Here is an 18,774-nt window from a genome sequence, read left to right on the forward strand (position 1 = left end):
GCCTGCCGCTTTTGGGGGTGCCGGGTCCCTGACCCGGGCCCCTGCGACGGCCCCTCTTTTCCGCAATTCTTCAGGAGCAACGATGCAACGCTTTCTTCGTTTGGCACTGGCAGTGTCGAGCGCGATCGTCGCCATGCTGGCGCTGCCGACGGTCGGCCGCGCGCAGGGTGTCACGACGGGCGGTATTGCCGGTACGGTGATGGACTCGGCCGGCGGAGTGCTGGCTGGCGCGACGGTCCGGATCACCAGCCCGTCGACCGGCTTCGTGCGGGTCACGACGACGCGCGAGAACGGTCGCTATGTCGTCACCGGTCTCGAGACCGGCGTCTACCGTGTCGCGGTGGCCGCGATCGGCTTCGGCCCGCAGGCCCGCGAAGGGATCCGGGTGCTCCTCTCGCAGACGGCCCGTGCCGACTTCCTGATGGGCCGCCAGGCGGTGACGCTGCAGGAAATCGTCACCACGGCCACGGCTGCCAGCTCCGAGTTCGCCCCGACGCGGACCGGTGCGCAGACCTTCATCTCCGACTCCTCGGTGCGGCGCCTGCCGACGCTGAACCGGCAGCTGCAGGACTTCGTCCGGTTGACGCCGCAGGTGGTGACCAACCCGGCGCCCGCCAACGCGGGTGAAGTGTCGATCGCCGGCCAGAATTACCGTTACAACGCGATCCAGGTCGACGGCACCACGCAGAACGACAAGTTCGGCCTCTCCGACACCGGCGAGCTCGGTGGCCAGGCCAACGGCCGCGGCATCTCGCTCGAGGCGGTCAAGGAGTATCAGGTCGTCGTCTCGCCGTACAACGTGACCCAGGGCGGCTTCACCGGCGGCTTGATCAGCGCCGTGACCAAGAACGGCACCAACAAGTTCGCTGGCACCGGCTTCTACACGACCCGCAACCAGGACCTGGTGCCGAACGTGCCGCTCTATGCCGGCGCCAAGTTCCTCCGCCGGCAGTACGGCGGCTCGCTCGGCGGCCCGATCATCAAGGACAAGCTCCACTTCTTCGCCGCCGCGGAAGGCAACACCAGCAACCAGCCCGCGTTCGGCCCGTACATCGGCCAGCCGCAGGACGCCGGCCAGCAGCTGCGCGTCGACCAGGCGCTGGTGGATCGCTTCAATGCGGCGCTGGCGCAGTACGGGATCCAGGGTGGTTCGGGTGGGCAAGAGTTCAACAAGAACCCGATCACCAACCTCGTCGGCCGCCTCGACTGGGCGGTGTCCTCGAAGAACCGCGTGGTGCTCCGCGGCATCTACAACAAGTCGCAGGGCGATGACTTCTCGCGGTCGGCCTCGACGTTCACGCTCTCGTCGAACCGCTTCAAGCGCGACGAGTGGTCGTCGTCGATCACCGGCCAGTTCTTCTCGAACTTCAACAACGGCGCGACCAACGAATTGCAGCTCGGCGTGATCCGCCAGCGCTTTGCCCGCGTCTTCGACAACATCGGCCCGCAGGTCACGGTCACCAACATCCCGTCGCCGGTGGTTGCCGGTGCGCTGGTGGCGCTCCGTGCCGGTCCGGACTCGAACTCGCACATCAACCAGCTCGACCAGGACGTGCTCGAGTTCCGCAATGACTTCACCATCCCGGTGGGCAACGGCCACCTCGTGACGCTCGGCGCCCGCGCCGAGGTCTACAAGATCCGGAACGCCTTCTGGCAGAACGCCTTCGGCTCGTGGCGCTTCGAGTCGCTCGAGGCGCTCGAGGCCGGGACGCCGTTCGCGTACGGCGTCGGCGTCGGTCGTGGCGACCCGATTGCCCGCTTCACGACCTCGAACCTCTCGTTCTACCTGCAGGACCAGTGGACGGTGAATCCGTCGCTGACGCTGACCTACGGCGTCCGCGCGGAAGTGCCGCGCTTCAAGGACAAGCCGACGGTGCTCGAGGCTGCCTTCACGGACTTCGGCCGCAAGACCGACGAGATCCCGACCAACACCAACATCAATCCGCGCCTCGGCTTCAACCTGACCCCTGGCGGCTCGGACGGGAAGACCCAGTTCCGCGGCGGCGTCGGCTTCTTCTCCGGCACCCCGTCGTACGTCTGGATGTCGAACCTCTACACCGCCAACGGCAACAGCGGCATCGCCCAGTTCACCTGCCCGCAGGCGATTGCGCCGGCCTTCACGACGGAAAACGTCCTGAACGCCCCGCAGGTCTGCGCGAACGGCTCGGGCCCGGGCGTCGGCACCACCATCGGCACGATCAACACGGTCAACCCGAACTACAAGCAGCCGCAGGTGGTCCGTGCGACCTTCGGCATCGACCACAAGCTGCCGTGGGGCCTGACGGGCACCATGGACGCCGTCTACACCTACGCGACCAAGTCGCCGTTCATGGTGAACCTCGAGCTCGCCGATCCGACCACGACCGACATCGACGGTCGCGTGATGTACGGCACGCGCAACGCCACCACCGGCGTCCCGACCACGATCGCCAAGCACGGGACCAAGTACGGCGGCACCTCGGGCGGCGGCGTCTACGACCTCACCAACTCGAAGGGTGACTACGCCTACGGCGTGACGGCGGGCTTGGCGAAGCGCTTCGCCGGGTCGTTCGAGGCCAGCGCGTTCTATTCGTACCAGCGCTCGTACTCGGTGGCCGACTTCACCTCGTCGGTCGCCCGGTCGGTGTACCAGAATGGCCGGACTCAGGCGGGGAACCAGCTCGACACCCCGACGGCGCCGTCGGCCTTCGATCGCCCGCACCGCATCACGGCGTCGATGACCTATACGGCCCCGTGGAAGAACTACCCGACCGACATCTCGTTCATCTACATCGGCCAGTCGGGGACGAACTTCGTCTACACCTACTCGGGCGCCAGCAACCGCGGCGACCGCAACGCGGACGGCGTCTCGACCAACGACCCGATCTACATCGCCCCGAGCAGCGCGGAGATGGCGTTCGTGGTGAACGGTGCATTCTCGGCGGCCCAGCAGGCCGCGGCGTACGATGCGCTGCTCAAGGATGAGCCGTGCCTCGCCAAGCAGAAGGGCGAGATCATGGGGCGCAACTCCTGCCGCAATCCCTGGTTCAACCAGCTCGACCTCTCGCTGCGCCAGTCGCTGCCGGGCGTTCGGGGGCAGAAGCTGACGCTCCAGGCCGACATCTACAACTTCCTGAACTTCGTCAACTCGGACTGGGGCCAGTACAGGCAGAACAACCGCTTCCCCCAGGTCTCGCTGCTCAACGTCACCGGCCAGGCGGCCGATGGTCGTCCGACGGTGACGATGGACACGCGCATCGCCGACCGGAGCTTCCGCTATCCGAAGGCGCTCAACACGGTCTCGTACTGGCAGGGTCAGCTCTCCCTGCGGTACGCCTTCTGATCGGGTAGTCGATTCCGCATCACCACAGGCCCCCGGGCGCTTCGGCGTCCGGGGGCTTGTGGCGTTCAGGAAAGATGCGGGTCCGTTGAGGAGCGGTTGATCCCCGCGCCGTTCCGTGGAGCAGTCCTCGCCACGGAGCCCGGATGCCGCTGGTCCACCATCGCTGGAATCCGCAGTGCCCGGCGCGCGAGGCCACCGCGCACCACGCCGTCTGGCTTCGGGCCCGGATTGGCTCGGTGCTGATCGACTGGCCCGGCATCGCCCTCGACGCAGTCGACTGTTCGGCCGACGAGGTCACGCTTGCCGTGCGGGCGCGCGACGAGGCCACCGCGCGGGCATTCGCCCTGGCGGTGGAAGCGGAGCTTGGCCGAGCGATCGCGCGAAGGGGAGGGAGGTTGGGGATGATCGATGATCGATGATCGATCATCGATGGTCGATCATCGATCGCTAGCTTCTCACCTTCCGCAACAACCCCAGCGCCAGCACCAGAAACACCCCGTTCATTGCCCACGCCGCCACGGTCGGATCGACGTAGTCCTTGCCGCCGATCGCCTTCATGATCTGGGTGCCGGTGAGGTAGACCAGGGTGGTGCCGAGGGCGATCGCGAGGCCGAGGGCGGCGCCGGCGCGCGGGTTGGTGACCGCGAGTGGCGCGCCGAAGAGTGCGACGATCAGGCAGGCGAAGGGCAGGGCGAACTTGAGCCGATAGTCGACGGCAAGCATCCCCGGCTTGGTGCCGCTCCGTTCGAGCAGGTCGAGGTAGTCGCGGAATTCGCCGATCCGCATCTCCTCGCCCTTCTTCCCTTCGTCGAGCAGCATCGTCGGCGTCTCGCGCATCGTCTTGAGCCGGAGCGAGGTGAAGCGCACCGTCTCGACGCGCTGGCCGCTGTCGCCCACCTGGTACATCGCGCCCTGGTGGAGCACCCAGAGCTGCCGACGCTTGCTCCAGCGAGCCGAGTCGGCGCTGATGATCCACCCCTCCGGTTGGCCGGGCGCGGCCTGCGGCGGGGTGAGCAGGACGCCGAGCATGACGCCCTCCTTCCGCTGCAGCTCGTGGATCGCGTAGGTCCAGCCGCTGGTCGAGATGAAGGCGAAGTTGTAGCGACCGAGCGCCGACGACGCATTGAGCCGCTCCTGGTGCAGCTCCTTCTGCCGCGACGACGAGGTGGCGGCCGCTTCCTGCAGCGCGAAGTTCGCCGGCACGGCGAGGGTGGCGAGGAGGAGCATCGGCAGGATCAGCCGCCAGAACGACACGCCGCCCGCCTTCACCGCGGTGAGCTCGCTGTAGCGCCCCATCCCGTTCAGCGTGAAGACCGTCGCGAAGAGGACCGCCGCCGGCAGCAGCGTGGTCATCTGGTACGGCAGGAAGTAGAGCTCGCCGAGGAGGATGTCGGGGACCGGCACGCCCTTCCGGGTCAGCGGGCCGAAGCGCTCGGAGAGATTGATCAGCACCGCGACGAGCGGAATGCCGATCGCCGAGAGGAGGAAGGTCCCCAGCCATTGCCGGAGGACGTATCGGTCGAGGGTGCCGAGCAGCTTCACGCCGCCTCCGGTCGACGGCGACGGATCAGCGACTGCACCGCTTCGCCAATGGCCTGCAGGATGCCGCTGGTGCGGGACGTCCCCATCTCGCGGTTGGCCGATGCCACCATCACCAGCCCGAGCAGGGTGAAGATCACCAGTGGCCCGTACATCGCCACGGCGGCCGAGATGTAGCCGACGTTGGCAAGGTTCTCGCCGCCGATCAGCAGGACGTAGAATCCGAGGAAGATCAGCAGCGAGCCGCCGATGACGAGGCCGATGCCGCTGCGTGGATACTTGAGCGCGAGCGCCATCGCCACGAGCACGAAGCCGAAGGCCGAGAGCGGGATCGCGAACTTCTTGTGATACTCGACGGCGAACTCGCGGGTCGTCTTCAGGTTCCGTTCATCCTGGTATCGCGCGCTGTTGACCTCGACGATGTTCGAGGCGAGCCCGGTGACCGGCGCGACTTCGGTCGGTGGCACGAGGAAGTCTTGCGGTGGCGCGGTCACGGTGGCCTGGCCCGCGCCGCTCAGATCCACAAGCGGTGCCGGCGCCCCGTCGACGGTTGCGGCGGCCGTGGGCGGCGTGACGATCGCGGCCGGCGGCACCGTCGCCGTCGTCTCGGCGGGCAGCGTTGCCGGCCGCGTCTTCAGCACCGGGGCGGTCACGGAATCCGCCGGCTTCGGGGGCGTGGAGTCCGGCTTCACCGCTGAGTCCGGCTTCGCCGCCGAGTCCGGCGTGACGCTTCCCGGCGCAGGCTGCCCCGGCAGGCGGTAGATCACGCCGGGAGGAGGCGTGGCCGGCGTGACCACGGTGCCTCCGGGAGCCGGCATGGCTGGCAGCGCAGGGCGGAAGCTGTCGACCGTCTTGGTGGTCTCCGCTGGTGCGGCCGGGGCAGCGGGTGGCAACACCGGCGGCGTGAGCGCCGTGTCGTTCTTCCCCAGAATCAGCCGCTCGAACCACCGCTCCACCGGCTGATATGCGGCGCAGCGGGTCGGCAGCGCCGGCATCTGGCGGATGGCGGGTGGCGGGAGTGCCGGCAACCCGGCCAAGCGGCGCAAGTCCCGGCGGGTGAGCACCTCGCGCTCGCTCTTTCCCTCCTTCCGGTACCAGGCCGCCGAGTCGATCCCCATCAACAGCTCGCAGCCGGTGAGTTCGCGGTCGCTGCGGTCCCACTGGTTCGAGCTGCGGGTCAACTGGTTGGCGACGCCGGGGACACGGACGCGGTTCACCGCGAAGGTCGTCCGCTCCAGCCGCCCCGGTTCGATCGACTTCACTTCGGTCGCCACGCCGTCGTACAGTGTCAGCACCAGGTCGGTGCCGTTCGGCGCCTCGCCCATCACGCCGCGCATCGCCCGGATGACCCGCGACCCCTGATAGGAGGAGAGGTCGTAGATGGTCACGTCCGTCAGCGCCCCGGAGACCGGGTCGATCTCCGCGGCGCGGAGGACGTACTGGTTCGGCAATGGGTTGAGCACCTGCGGACGCAGGGTGAGCGTCGGCAGCTTCTGGACGACGTCCTGTTGCAACGTCGTGAAACGGGCGTTGCTTCGCGGAACGATCTGGTCGAACACCAGAAAGTTGATCATCGAGATGACGCAGGCGGCGATCAGCGCCGGGCGCGCCATCCGCCAGACCGAGACGCCGTTGGCGTACATCGCGACCATCTCGAGATCGGCGGCGAGCTGGCCGTAGGCGTAGAGGGCCGAGGTCAGGACGGACATCGGCAGGGTCAGGGTCAGCAGGGCGGGGAGGGCGAGCAGGATTGCCTCGCCCATGACGGAAAAGGGGAGCCCCTTCCCGCCGAACCGGTCGATCAGGCTGTAGAGTTGGTTCAGCAACAGCATCCCCGTCAACGCCACGACCCCCCACCCGAACGGGGCGGCGAGGGAGCGCAGGATGTGACGCGAGAGGAGGCGCATGCGGATGTCGTGGGCGTGGTTGTGGCGCCCCGCCGGAGGGGCGTAGTTTTCTGGCCGGTCTCCAAGCTAATCGCTCAGTCCCCCCATTCGCGGTGCCACCCACGCCGATCGCGCTGCTTACGCTGCTGGCCCTGCTGCCGATTGCCCTGGCAGCGCAGGAGCCGGCCCCGACCCTCCCCGCCGTCGCCGCGGACACCGTCCGGCAGCCGCTGACCTTTCGCGTGCCGCCGGCCAACGTCCTCGACACGCTGGTGCGCGCCTCGGTGCTGCGGGCGCCCTGGGTGGTGCCCGGCAGCCTGACGCCGTGGTCGATGCGCGCCACCTTCGACTCGACGCTCGCGGCACGGCTCGCGGTTCGGTCGCGCCAGGCGGCCACCGAACGGCTCCTCGCCGCGCTGCAGACGCGTGACAGCACCGGCCGGCTCGCGGACGATCGCGGATTGTTCGGGCTCCGGCGGCAAGTCGCCGACATCACCTTCGACGGGCAGCTGCGCCTCGAAGTGGCCACGTCGCGGCAGCGGAACCTCGCCTGCACGCCATTGCTGCTGAACGACCCGCTGTCGGGATGTCGCGGCGGATTCACGGCGCCGAAGATCGACAACATCCTGAACTTCGAGGCGCGCGGGGCCATCGGCCAGCGCTTCTTCCTCGACTTCAACCTCGACACGCAGGCCGACTACGGCAGCAACAAGAACGTCATCCGCGCCTGGTACCAGGGCCTCCCGGATGAAGTCGTCAAGCGGATCGAGGTCGGCACCACGACCTTCCGGGCGCCGCGGTCGCGCTACCTCACCGCCGGGATTCCGTCGAACAACTTCGGCGTCAACGCCACCTTCGAAGTCGGGCCGCTCGAGTTGCAGGCGATCGCCGCGACCCAGAAGGGGAGCAACGTCGCCGACCGCACCTACACGATCGGCAGCGAGACGGTGCAGCCGCAGGATCGCAAGACGCGCGACCTCGACTTCGAGGGTGGCCGGTTCTTCTGGACCGTCGATCCCCGCACCCTGCCGGGGTGGCCGGCGGTCGACATCCTGAACGTCGACAACTTGACGATCCCCCCGGCCGAACGGCCCGTCGAGCTGCGTGTCTATCAGTACGTCCCCACCACGCTGGGCGAGGGCGGACAGTACGACGGCATCACCGCCACCGCCCTCAATGGCAGCGAGCAGGCGGGACCCTTCCGCTGGAAGCCGCTGGTCGCCGGCAAGGATTTCTGGGCCGATCCCTCGGGGCTCTGGTTCGTGCTCGCGTCGCGCATCGGGCCGAGCGACTTCCTCGCGGTCTCCTATCGCACCGCCAATGGCGGCACCGTCGGTACCTTCCCGTCCGACGACAATCCGGCACGGGGCGACCAGCTGCTGCTGGTGAGCGCGCCCAACCGGACGGTGGCCTCGCCGGTCTTCTTTCACGCCATGCGGCAGATCTATCGCGTCGCCGGTGGCGACCTCGTCCGCAATTCCACCAAGGCGGCCCTGACCGTCTCGCGGTCGGAGCGGCCGATCGGCGGCACCGGGACCTACCTCGCGCTGCTCGGCATGGCGTTCCCGACCGATCAGGCACTGCTCGACACCGACAACCGTCTCTTCCCGCGACTGCGCGATCCCGGCGCGGATCAGGTGATTCGCGACGTCTTCATGGTGTTCCCGAGCGCGCAGCCGTTCGCCGACCCTCGACTCACCACGTCGGAGCGCAATGACTCGCTCTACCGCACCCCCGAGTATCTCCTCTACTCGCAGGGCCCGCCGTCGAAGTTCGAGGTGCGGCTGCAGTACGACGCGCGCGGCGGCGAGGATCGCGGCTCGCTGATGCTCGGGGCGGTGCAGTTGCGCGAGGAGAGTGAGGAGTTGACGGTCGACGGCCGCACCCTCAAGCGCGGCGTCGACTACAGCATCGAGTATCTGACCGGCAAGGTCACCTTCCTCAATCCCGACGCGCTCTTCGGGTCGCGGCAGTCCACCGTGACGGCGCGCTTCGAGGAGCGGGCCTTCTTCGCCGTGGCCCCGACGACCATCGCCGGGCTGACCGCCAAGTGGCAGGTCGGTCGCTTCGGCACCGTGGAGGCCCTGGGCCTCTATCAGGCCGAGGCCACCGCGTACAACCGTCCGCCGCTCGGCTTCGAACCGACCGCCTCGCTGATCGGTGGCGCCGTCGCCGACTTCCGCTTCAGCGTCCCCGCGGTGAGCCGTTTCATGAACCGGCTCACGCGGCGGAACGGCACTGCCCCGTCCGCGCTCTCGCTCACCGCGGAACTCGCCTTCTCGCGGCCCGATCCGAATCGCTCGGGCGAGGCGTTCCTCGAGGAGTTCGAGAACGACGGCGCCCGGCAACTCCTGTTGAACGAGTTGGCGTGGATCCCGGGCTCGCGACCGAAGAGCACCGCCGGCCTCGACGACCTCGGGCTCGGGTCGTCGTTCGACCTTGCCGACGCGGTGCAGGTCGTCTGGCAGAATCTGATTCCCGACGGGAAGAACGGCGCCGTCCAGATCGCGCCGCAGGACATCGATTCGCTGATCGCGACGACCTCGAGCCGCGTGCAAGCGATCGAGACGGTCTTGTACATGACGCTGCACGCCGACACGGCCGGCGGGCAGGTCGACAGGTCGAACAAGTCGCACTGGAGCCAGCCGCGCCGTGACTTCCGGCCGCGCTGGCGGACGCTGACGACGTCGCTCTCGCCCACGGGGCTCGACATCTCGCGCAACGAGGCGCTGGAGTTCTGGGTGTACGAGGGCGAGACCCGCCCGACGCGGACCTCGGGGATGCGACTGGTGCTCGACTTCGGCAACGTGAGCGAGGACGCCGTCTCGATGGCGCCCGAGAGTTTCACCGTCACCGGCAGCGACACCACCTTCGTCGGGCGACAGTACGTCGGCGTGGGCAAGCTCAACACCGAACGCTCACCGTTCGGCTCGTTCAACGCACGCACCGACGACATCGGCATCCTGGGCGACCGCCCCGACACGCTGCGCGGTCCCGGCGGCGAGGTGGTCGAGAAGCTCGCGCTCTGCTCGCAGCGGCTTTCGAGCGACGTCGCCCTCTATCCCTGGGGTGACCTCGGCGCGCGCTGCTCCAACGGCAACGGCGGCCTCGACGGCGAGGACCTCGACGACGACCTCGTCCTCGACGCGCTCGGCGCCAACGACAACGTCTATCGCTTCGTGGTCGATCTGGCGGACCCGAAGTATGCGGTGCGCGACCGAACCGTCGTCGACGCCGCCGGCCGTCCGGCACACTGGACGCTCTACCGGATTCCGCTGCGGACCCCGGATGCCACCATCGGCTCGCCGGACCTGCGGCTCGTGAAGCAGTTGCGGATCGGCTTCATCACGCCACCCGATCAGGGGCTCGCCGATCCGGTGGTGCGCTTCGGGTTGGCGCGGATGCGCCTCACCGGCGCGCCGTGGATCCGTCGCAGCGATCGTCCGGTCGCCAACCTGGCCGGCGCCACCGCCGAGCCGCGGGGCGAAGTGCTGGTCTCGTCCATCTCGACCGAGAACATCGAACTCGGCTACGTCTCGCCGCCGGGCGTGCGCAACGGGCCGAGCACGATCACCGCGAATGCCGGGTCGACGGTGCAGCAGGTCAACGAGAAGTCGCTGCGCATCATTGCCCGTGACCTGCGCCTCGGCGAGCGTGCCGAGGCCTATACGCGCCTGCCGGCCGGCTCGCAGACCTTGCAGGCGTATCGCGAGTTGCGGGTCTGGTTCCGCGGTCGGGGCCCGGGGTGGGAGAATGGCCAGTTGCAGGCCTTCGTGAAGGTCGGCACCGACGCCTCGAACTTCTATCTCTTCCGCGCGCCGGCGCGCACCACGACGTGGGATCCCGAGGCGGTCGTCGATCTCGAGCGGTGGCGGACGCTGCGGGCTGAACTCGAGCAACGCGTCCTCAGCAACGAGGCGCCGAGCGGGGCCGCCGAGTGCGGTGGCGATCCGACGGCCTACGTGATCTGCGACGGGCCGTATCTGGTGCACATCCGCGACCCGCGCGTCTCGCCGCCGAACCTGAGTGCCATCCAGGAGCTGAGCACCGGCTTCTATCGCACGATCGCGGGGACGCCGATCGCCGAGACGGAACTGTGGGTCGATGACATCCGCATTGCCAAGCCGGTGGCGGAGACCGGCGTGGCCGCGGCGCTCGGCGCCCATCTCGAGGCGAGTGATGTGGCGACGGTCGACCTCGCCTACACGCACGTCGACGGCCGTTTCCGCCAGATCGGCCAGACGCCGAGCTATCGCACCGTCGGCGGAATGTCGGCCTTGGCGACGCTGCAGCTCGACCGCTTCCTCCCGCCGAGCTTCGGTCTGGCGATGCCGTTCCAGATCAACCACTCGTCCGGACGCGTCGACCCCCAGCTGCTCACCGGCACCGACATTCCGGGCGCGGCGCTCCAGGGGCTGCGCCGTCCCCGGAACAGCATCACTTCATGGAACCTGAACGTCCGCCGGATGGCGCCCTCCGCGACGTCGCGGACCATGCGCCTCCTGCTCGACCCGCTGGCCTTCTCGGCGGCGCGGACCGGTGCGTCGACCGTGAACGAATTGAGCGACGCCTCGTCGTCGCTCTGGAACGTCTCGCTCGGCTACTTCCTCTCGACCCCGGCGCGCGGTCGGTCGTTGGGCCTCGGCGGGCTGCCACGACGGCTGCCGAAGTGGCTGGCCCAGAGCGAGGCCGTGCAGGGCGTCGCCAACGGCCGGATCGCCCCGTGGCCGACCTCGGTGCGCTTCGGCTCGACGCTGTCGCGCGCGGTGAGCGACTTCACCTCGTACAGCGTCCCGCTTGAGCGGGCCAGCGACACGCTGCTCCGCCCGGTCACCGCGATCCAGCACCTGTGGCGCAACGATGCCGGCATCGGCTGGCAGCCGATCGGCATGCTGTCGGTCAACGGCAATTGGCAGAGCACCCGGGATCTGCGCCACTACGATGACTCCACTTCCCTGGGCCGACTGGCGGGCGCCTCGCGCCGCGAGTTCGCCGGGATGGATGTCGGGGTCGAGCGCGATCGGGTGATTTCCAGCGCGATCAATCTGACGCCGCGATTCACGAGCTGGTTGCGGCCGCGAGTCGGGACCTCCTCCAGTTTCCTGCTCTCGCGCTCGCTGACGTCGCGCAATCCGGTGCGCGTCCTTGGCGACACCGCCGGGGCGTACATCCTTCCGCAGACCGTCAACAACTCGCGTACCATGGAGCTCGGCCTCTCGGTCGATCCATCGATGCTCGCCCGGCGCCTCCTCGGCGACAGCAGTCGCGCCTCGCGCTGGTTCGGGCAGTTGCGTCCCATCGAGTTCTCCCGTCGTCGGACCCGGCAGTCGACCTTCGACCTGGCGACCTTCGATCCTGGCATGGACTACCAGCTCGCGCTCGGCGGCTTCAACGACTTCCTCACCCGCAACGGCACCCGCGCCACCGGCGCGCTGGACGCGCTCGAGATCACGGCCACCAGCACGCTCGATTTCCCGCTGGGCTTGTCGGCCACGCTGCAGTTTGCCCGGTCGGAAAGCGACCGCTATCAGCGGCTGCAGACGGCCGGCTTCCTGGTGACCTCGGCACGCACGACCGAGTGGCCGAGCGGGACGTTCACCTTCACGCGCCCGATGTCACGGGGACCGCTGCTGCTGGTCACCGCCAGCACCAACATCCGCAAGCAGACGGCCGACGCGAGGAATCCACTGCTGACCGGGGCTGGCAGCACCCGCATTTATACCTCGTCGACCTCGCTCGACCCCAACATCACGCTGACGTTCCGGGGCAGCCTCGTGGTGGTCGGACGGAGCAGCAACGAGAAGGGCATCACCGAATCGAACGGCAACATCACGCGGCAGACCAACCATCGGCACACCGGACGGGTCGACTGGACCGTGGCGCTGCCGGCGAAGCTGTCGCAGCTGCGCAAGCCGCTGCGCAGTTCACTCACGGTGACGCGCCTCAACAATGTCTCCTGCCTGGCGCGGACCGACGAGGAGTGTACGCCGTACTCCGACATTCGTCAGTGGGAGGTGCGCGGCGGCCTGAGCACCGACATCCGGGGCAGCATCCAGACCGGTCTCAACGTCGGGTGGACGCTCAACGATGTCCGCCACCTCCAGCGCAAGAGTTCGAATCTCGCGCTCTCGCTCTTTTTCAGCATGCCACTTTCTTCTCTGGACTTCCAATGAGACGCAGCTTCCTGCCCGCCGCCATCGTCCTGCTCGCCGGCTGTGCCGACGGCAGCGAGGCGCAGCTGGTGAAGGAGTTCGACGGTGCGGCGGCGCTGACGCGCGTCGAGCAGCAGCTGGCCTTCGGCCCACGCATTCCCGGCACGCCGGGGCACGCGGCGATGGCGGCCTGGCTCGACTCGCTGGCGCGCGCGGGAGCGGACACGGTGGTGGTGCAGCGGTGGTGGCATCGGACGCTCACCGGCGACTCGATCCCGCAGGTCAACGTCATCGCCCGCTTCAACCCGGCGGCGACGGAGCGGATCCTCTACGTGGCCCACTGGGACTCACGGCCGCGGACCGACGGTCCCGGGCAGACGGACACCACGCAGGCGGTGCCCGGTGCCAACGATGGCGGGTCGGGAGTGGCCATCCTGCTCGGCGTCATGGATGCCCTCAAGAAGCTGCGGCCGGCACAGGGCGTCGACCTGCTCTTCGCCGACGGCGAGGATTACGGCCACTTCACCACGCCACTTGGGCCCGATGTACTGATCGGGTCGACCTACTACGCCAAGAACCTGCTGGGGCCGGCGAAGCCGCGCTTCGCCGTCCTCTTCGACATGGTGGGCGACAAGGATCTCCGCCTCCCGATCGAGGGCTTCTCGCAGATCGCTGCCCCGGATGTGGTCGAGCTGGTCTGGGCGACGGCGGAGAAGATGGGGTTCGGCCACATCTTTGTCCGGGAATCCGGGCAGGCGATGACCGATGACCACACCCCGCTTATCGCCGCCGGGATCCGCACCATCGACGTGATCGACTTCACCTACCCGCCCTGGCACACCAAGGACGACACCATCGACAAGCTCTCGGCGGCGAGCCTCGGTGCCGTAGGGAACGTGGCCGTCGGGACGATCCGTCGTGCCGAGGCGGGCGGCAAATAGCGCGTCCTGCCGCCGCGTGCGGCGGTACCGCTCCGCGGCATGCAGGTCCAATGACGGCGCGGGGTACCGGCGAGGCTTGCCAGGTGACCCGCGCCGAACGCCGTTCCCTCCTCACCCTCGGGGTGCTGGCCCTTGGTGGCCATTTTCTCCTCGCCGCCAGGGGGGCCGCTGACGTCGCGCCGGGGGCCGTCACCCTCCTCGACCCGGCCGGCGACGGCGATCCGCTGGCGCATCGCGACAGCGCCGCCGCCCTCGCCGCGCCGCTTGGCGCGACGGAGCGGGTCGACATCGACCGCGCAGGCGTGGCCGAACTGCAGCGGCTACCGGGGGTCGGGCCGGCACTGGCCAAACGGATCGTGGCGGATCGCGAGAGGCGCGGGGCGTTTGGCGGCACGGCCGGGCTCGACCGTGTCGCCGGCGTCGGCCCCGCGATGCTCGCCAAGCTGGCCCCCCACCTCAGCTTCAGTGGCCCGACGGCCGATGCTGGGGGAGTGGTCACTGCCGCGGGATTCGACCCGAATCGCGCGGGAGTGGCAGAATGGGATGCCTTGCCGGGCATCGGCCCGACTCGAGCGAAGGCGATTGTAGCATTTCGCGACAGCGCGGGCCCATTTCGCCGCCTGGACGACCTCCGCCGGGTCCCCGGACTGCCTGCCAGCGTGCTCCGCGGCCTCGCCGCACACCTCCAACTGCCCTGACCGTGATGCCGTTGGCCCGGTGCCGGGGTTCAAGGCATTGCCTTTGCACTTCCGGAGTGGAATGACTGCACCGACGACCTCCAAGACCGCTGGCCGCGACGACGGCCCCCAGGCCGCCGAGCGGCTGGGGGACCTGTTGGTGTCCCAGGGGCTGATCAACAAGGAACAGCTGAACCAGGCGCTCCACGAACAGCGGACCACGCACCAGCGGCTCGGGCTGATCCTCGTGAAGCAGGGGCTGATCCCCGAGCTGGAGCTCACCAAGGTGCTGGCGCGCCAGTACCGGATGCCGGCGGTCGACCTCTCCCATTTCGAGGCCGACCCCCGGGTCCTGCGGTTGATCCCGAGCGACCTGGCGATGAAGCGGATGGTCCTGCCCCTCAAGCGCGAGGGACGCACGCTGACCGTGGCGGTGGCCGACCCCGCCGACCAGGGACTCCTCGAGGACCTGAAGTTCATCACCCGCTTCGACCTCTTTCCGGTCCTGGCCGGCGAGCAGACCCTCAAGACGCTGATCGAGAAGCACTTCGAGACCGGCGACGAGCAGCTGCAGACCATCCTCCGCGAGATGGAGGGGATCGGCGAAGATGTCGAGGTGGTGGCCGACGAAGAGGAGGAAGTCACCACCGCGTTGCAGGCCGCGGTCGACGACGCGCCGGTGGTCAAGCTCATCAACGGCATCCTCACCGATGCCGTCAAGCGCGGCGCCTCGGACATTCACGTCGAGCCGTTCGAGCACGAGATCCGGATCCGGTACCGCATCGACGGCGCGCTGCTCGACGTGATGAAGCCGCCGCTCAAGATGAAGGCGGCGCTCACCAGCCGGATCAAGATTCTCTCCTCGCTGAACATCGCCGAGCGGCGGGTGCCGCAGGACGGCCGGCTCAAGCTGAAGATGGGGACCCGGGTCATCGACTTCCGCGTCTCGACGCTGCCGGTGCTCTTCGGCGAGAAGATCGTGATGCGAATCCTGGACAAGGGGAACCTGACGCTGGACCTGACCAAGTTCGGCTTCGAGCCGAAGGCGGAAAAGGACCTGATGCGGGCGATCCTCAATCCGTACGGGATGGTGCTGGTGACCGGGCCGACCGGCTCGGGCAAGACGACGACGCTCTATTCCGCGCTGCAGCGGATCAACACCGTCGAGACCAACATCATGACGGCGGAGGACCCGGTCGAGTACAATCTCCCGGGGATCAACCAGGTGCAGGTGCGCAGCGAGATCGGGCTGACCTTCGCGGTGGCGCTCCGGGCCTTCCTCCGCCAGGACCCGAACATCGTGATGATCGGCGAAATTCGAGACCTCGAGACCGGCGGCATCGCCATCAAGGCGGCTCTCACCGGCCACCTGGTGCTCTCGACGCTGCACACCAACGACGCGCCGAGCACCATCGTCCGGATGATCGACATGGGGATCGAGGCGTTCAACGTCGCCAGCGCGGTCAACCTGGTGGTGGCGCAGCGCCTGGTGCGACGCATCTGCAGCAAGTGCAAGGCACCGGTGACCTACACCGACGAGGAGTTGCATGCGCTGGACCCCGATCTCGAGGCAATGCGCAAGCTCCAGTTCTTCCGCGGCACCGGCTGCGAGAACTGCAGCGGCAGCGGCTACCGCGGCCGCGCCGGCCTCTATGAAGTGATGGCGATGACGCCGGCCCTGCGCCGGCTGATCCTGGTGGGCGGCTCCACCGCCGAACTGCGCGACCTGGCCGTCTCCGAGGGGATGCTGACGCTCCGGATGGACGGCATGAAGAAGCTCGAACGTGGCGTGACCACGCTGGAAGAAATCGTGAAGGAGACCGCCCAATGACCACCCCCGGCACCACGCAGCCCTCGGCTCCCGCCTCGTCCGGGGCCTCCAGTGCGCTGAACCTCCGTGCGCTGCTCGAGGAGGTCATGACCCGCGACGCCTCCGACCTGCACCTCACGGCCGGCGAGCGCCCGAAGCTGCGCGTCGACGGCGAGATCGTCGACGCCTCGGTCGACCACGTCATGTCGCCGAAGGACACGCTCTCCCTGGCCTACTCGGTGCTGACCGAGGCGCAGAAGAAGCGCTTCGAGCAGGAGGACGAGCTCGACTTCTCCTTCGGCATCCAGAACATGGCGCGCTTCCGCGGCAACGTCTTCAAGCAGCGCGGCTGCGTGTCGATGGTGGTCCGGATGATTCCCTTCTCGGTCAAGACCTTCGACGAGCTCAAGCTGCCGCCGGTGACGGCGAAGCTGGCGGAGCGGCCGCGCGGCCTGGTGCTGGTCACCGGCCCGACCGGCTCCGGCAAGAGCACCACGCTGGCCGCGATGATCGACAAGATCAACAAGGAACGGCGCGGGCACATCATCACGGTCGAAGACCCGATCGAGTTCATCCACAAGCACCAGAAGTGCATCGTCAACCAGCGCGAGGTCGGCACCGACACGCGCTCGTTCGCGTCGGCGCTCAAGTACGCGCTGCGCGAGGACCCGGACGTGATCCTCGTCGGCGAAATGCGCGACCTGGAGACCATCTCCGCCGCGCTGACGATTGCCGAGACGGGCCACCTGGCGCTCGCGACGCTGCACACCAACTCGGCCCCCGAGGCCATCAACCGGATGATCGACGTCTTCCCGAGCAACCAGCAGGCGCAGGTCCGCGCCCAGCTGGCGTTCGTGCTCGAGGGGATCGTGACCCAGACGCTGCTCCCGCGCGCCTCGGGGCGCGGCCGCGTGATGGCCGCCGAGATCATGATCGCGACGCCGGCCATCCGCGCCGTGATCCGCGACGACAAGGTGCACCAGATCTACTCGCTGATGCAGGCGGGGAAGAAGTTCGGCATGCAGACGATGAACGATTCGCTGTACCAGCTCTACATGAGCCGCGAGGTCACCAAGGACGAATGCCTCCGCGTCTCTGCGAACCCGAGCGAGTTCCTGCGCGCCATCGGCGAGACGCCGATGGAAGAGCAGGCCATCGCGGCGATGCGATAACCGGAGATCCCCATGCCCGTCTTTGAATACACCGCGAAGAACGCCACGACCGGCCAGATCATGAAGGGGAGCCTGGACGTCGCCACCCGCGACGACCTGATCGGCCACCTCCGGAAGAACCGGCTGCTGCTCGTCTCGATGCGCGAGGCCCCGAAGGAGATCAAGCTCTCGATGCCCGGGGGCGGGATCGGCACCCGCGACGTCGTGATCTTCACGCGGCAGTTCGCCACGATGATCAACTCCGGCCTGCCGCTGGTGCAGTCGCTGACGATTCTCGCGGCCCAGACCGAGAACCAGAAGCTCAAGGACATCACCCGCGCCGTCGTCTTCGACGTCGAGGCCGGCAACACGCTGGCCGACGCCTTCGCCAAGCACCCGAAGGCGTTCTCGCAGCTGTACGTGAACATGGTCGCCGCCGGCGAGGCGGGCGGCATTCTCGACACCATCCTGCTCCGCCTGGCGACCTTCCTCGAGAAGAACGACAAGCTGATCCGGAAGGTGAAGAGCGCCATGATCTACCCGGGCGTCATTCTCACCGTGGCGGCCGGCGCGATCGCGATCCTGCTGATCTTCGTCATCCCGGTCTTCCAGGAGATGTTCACGTCGGCGGCGATCGAGTTGCCGATGCCGACGCGGATCGTGATCGGCCTCTCGGAATTCCTGCAGGGCTACTGGTGGGCCGTCATCCTGGTGATTGCCGGCCTCGCGGTGGCGTTCAAGAAGTTCTACGAGACCTCCGCCGGCAAGCGCCGGATCGACGGCATCTTCCTGCAGATGCCGGTGCTCGGCGACGTCATCCGGAAGTCGGCGGTGTCGCGCTTCACCCGCACCCTCGGCACGCTGATCTCCTCCGGCGTCTCGATCCTCGACGGCCTCGAAATCACCGCCAAGACCGCCGGCAACACCGTCATCCAGGACGCCATCATGGCGTCGCGCTCCTCGATCGCCGGCGGTGACACGATTGCCGCCCCGCTCGACAAGTCCGGCGTCTTCCCCCCGATGGTGATCTCGATGATCGCCGTCGGCGAACAGACCGGCGGCCTCGACGAAATGCTCACCAAGATCGCCGACTTCTACGACGACGAAGTCGACGTCGCCGTCAGCGGCCTGCTGGCCCTCATGGAACCGGTGATGATCCTCTTCCTCGGCGTGGTCGTCGGCGGCATCATCGTCGCGATGTACCTGCCGATCTTCGGGATGATGCAGGCGGTGCAGTAGGTCGTAAGTCGTAAGTCGCAGGTCGTAGGTCAAGAGTCGTGGGATCTCGGGATGGAC

Annotated in this window: 10 protein-coding genes; 8 read left to right on the plus strand and 2 right to left on the minus strand. The window is 68.1% G+C overall.

Annotated features, from left to right (window positions below; genetic code table 11):
- The first annotated feature begins 82 nt into the window (after positions 1 to 82).
- Complete coding sequence (locus IPP98_08435) at positions 83 to 3,322, plus strand: TonB-dependent receptor (GenBank protein MBL0179135.1); 3,240 nt, start codon at positions 83 to 85, stop codon at positions 3,320 to 3,322.
- A gap of 143 nt (positions 3,323 to 3,465) precedes the next feature.
- The gene (locus IPP98_08440) at positions 3,466 to 3,741 is read left to right on the plus strand and encodes a hypothetical protein (protein ID MBL0179136.1); all 276 of its coding nucleotides are present in this window, start codon (positions 3,466 to 3,468) and stop codon (positions 3,739 to 3,741) included.
- A 28-nt stretch (positions 3,742 to 3,769) separates the two neighbouring features.
- Here the strand turns inward: IPP98_08440 and IPP98_08445 are convergent, their stop codons facing one another.
- Both IPP98_08445 and IPP98_08450 read right to left on the minus strand, forming a co-directional pair.
- Entirely contained in the window at positions 3,770 to 4,864 is a 1,095-nt protein-coding gene (locus IPP98_08445; protein MBL0179137.1) for an LptF/LptG family permease, read from the minus strand.
- Complete coding sequence (locus IPP98_08450; protein ID MBL0179138.1) at positions 4,861 to 6,768, minus strand: LptF/LptG family permease; 1,908 nt, start codon at positions 6,766 to 6,768, stop codon at positions 4,861 to 4,863. Before IPP98_08450 ends, IPP98_08445 begins: the two co-directional genes overlap by 4 nt.
- A 92-nt stretch (positions 6,769 to 6,860) precedes the next feature.
- Between IPP98_08450 and IPP98_08455 the strand changes: the two genes are divergently transcribed.
- The 6 genes from IPP98_08455 to IPP98_08480 all read left to right on the plus strand — a co-directional run bounded on the left by IPP98_08455 (position 6,861) and on the right by IPP98_08480 (position 18,717).
- Positions 6,861 to 12,920: a hypothetical protein gene (locus IPP98_08455; GenBank protein ID MBL0179139.1), complete on the plus strand. Its 6,060-nt coding sequence runs from the start codon at positions 6,861 to 6,863 to the stop codon at positions 12,918 to 12,920.
- Positions 12,917 to 13,840 (plus strand): M28 family peptidase, encoded by a 924-nt coding sequence (locus IPP98_08460; protein MBL0179140.1) that lies wholly within the window; start codon positions 12,917 to 12,919, stop codon positions 13,838 to 13,840. Before IPP98_08455 ends, IPP98_08460 begins: the two co-directional genes overlap by 4 nt.
- An 83-nt stretch (positions 13,841 to 13,923) precedes the next feature.
- Positions 13,924 to 14,538, plus strand: coding sequence for a ComEA family DNA-binding protein (locus IPP98_08465; protein ID MBL0179141.1), 615 nt, complete (start codon positions 13,924 to 13,926; stop codon positions 14,536 to 14,538).
- A 61-nt stretch (positions 14,539 to 14,599) separates the two neighbouring features.
- Complete coding sequence (gene pilB, locus IPP98_08470) at positions 14,600 to 16,348, plus strand: type IV-A pilus assembly ATPase PilB (protein MBL0179142.1); 1,749 nt, start codon at positions 14,600 to 14,602, stop codon at positions 16,346 to 16,348.
- A complete protein-coding gene (locus IPP98_08475) occupies positions 16,345 to 17,499 on the plus strand; it encodes a type IV pilus twitching motility protein PilT (GenBank protein MBL0179143.1) in 1,155 nt (384 codons plus the stop codon). Before pilB ends, IPP98_08475 begins: the two co-directional genes overlap by 4 nt.
- A gap of 12 nt (positions 17,500 to 17,511) precedes the next feature.
- Positions 17,512 to 18,717: a type II secretion system F family protein gene (locus IPP98_08480; GenBank protein MBL0179144.1), complete on the plus strand. Its 1,206-nt coding sequence runs from the start codon at positions 17,512 to 17,514 to the stop codon at positions 18,715 to 18,717.
- Positions 18,718 to 18,774: the final 57 nt, after the last annotated feature.

The sequence above is a fragment of the Gemmatimonadota bacterium genome, assembly GCA_016720805.1.
Lineage (GTDB): Bacteria > Gemmatimonadota > Gemmatimonadetes > Gemmatimonadales > GWC2-71-9 > Palsa-1233.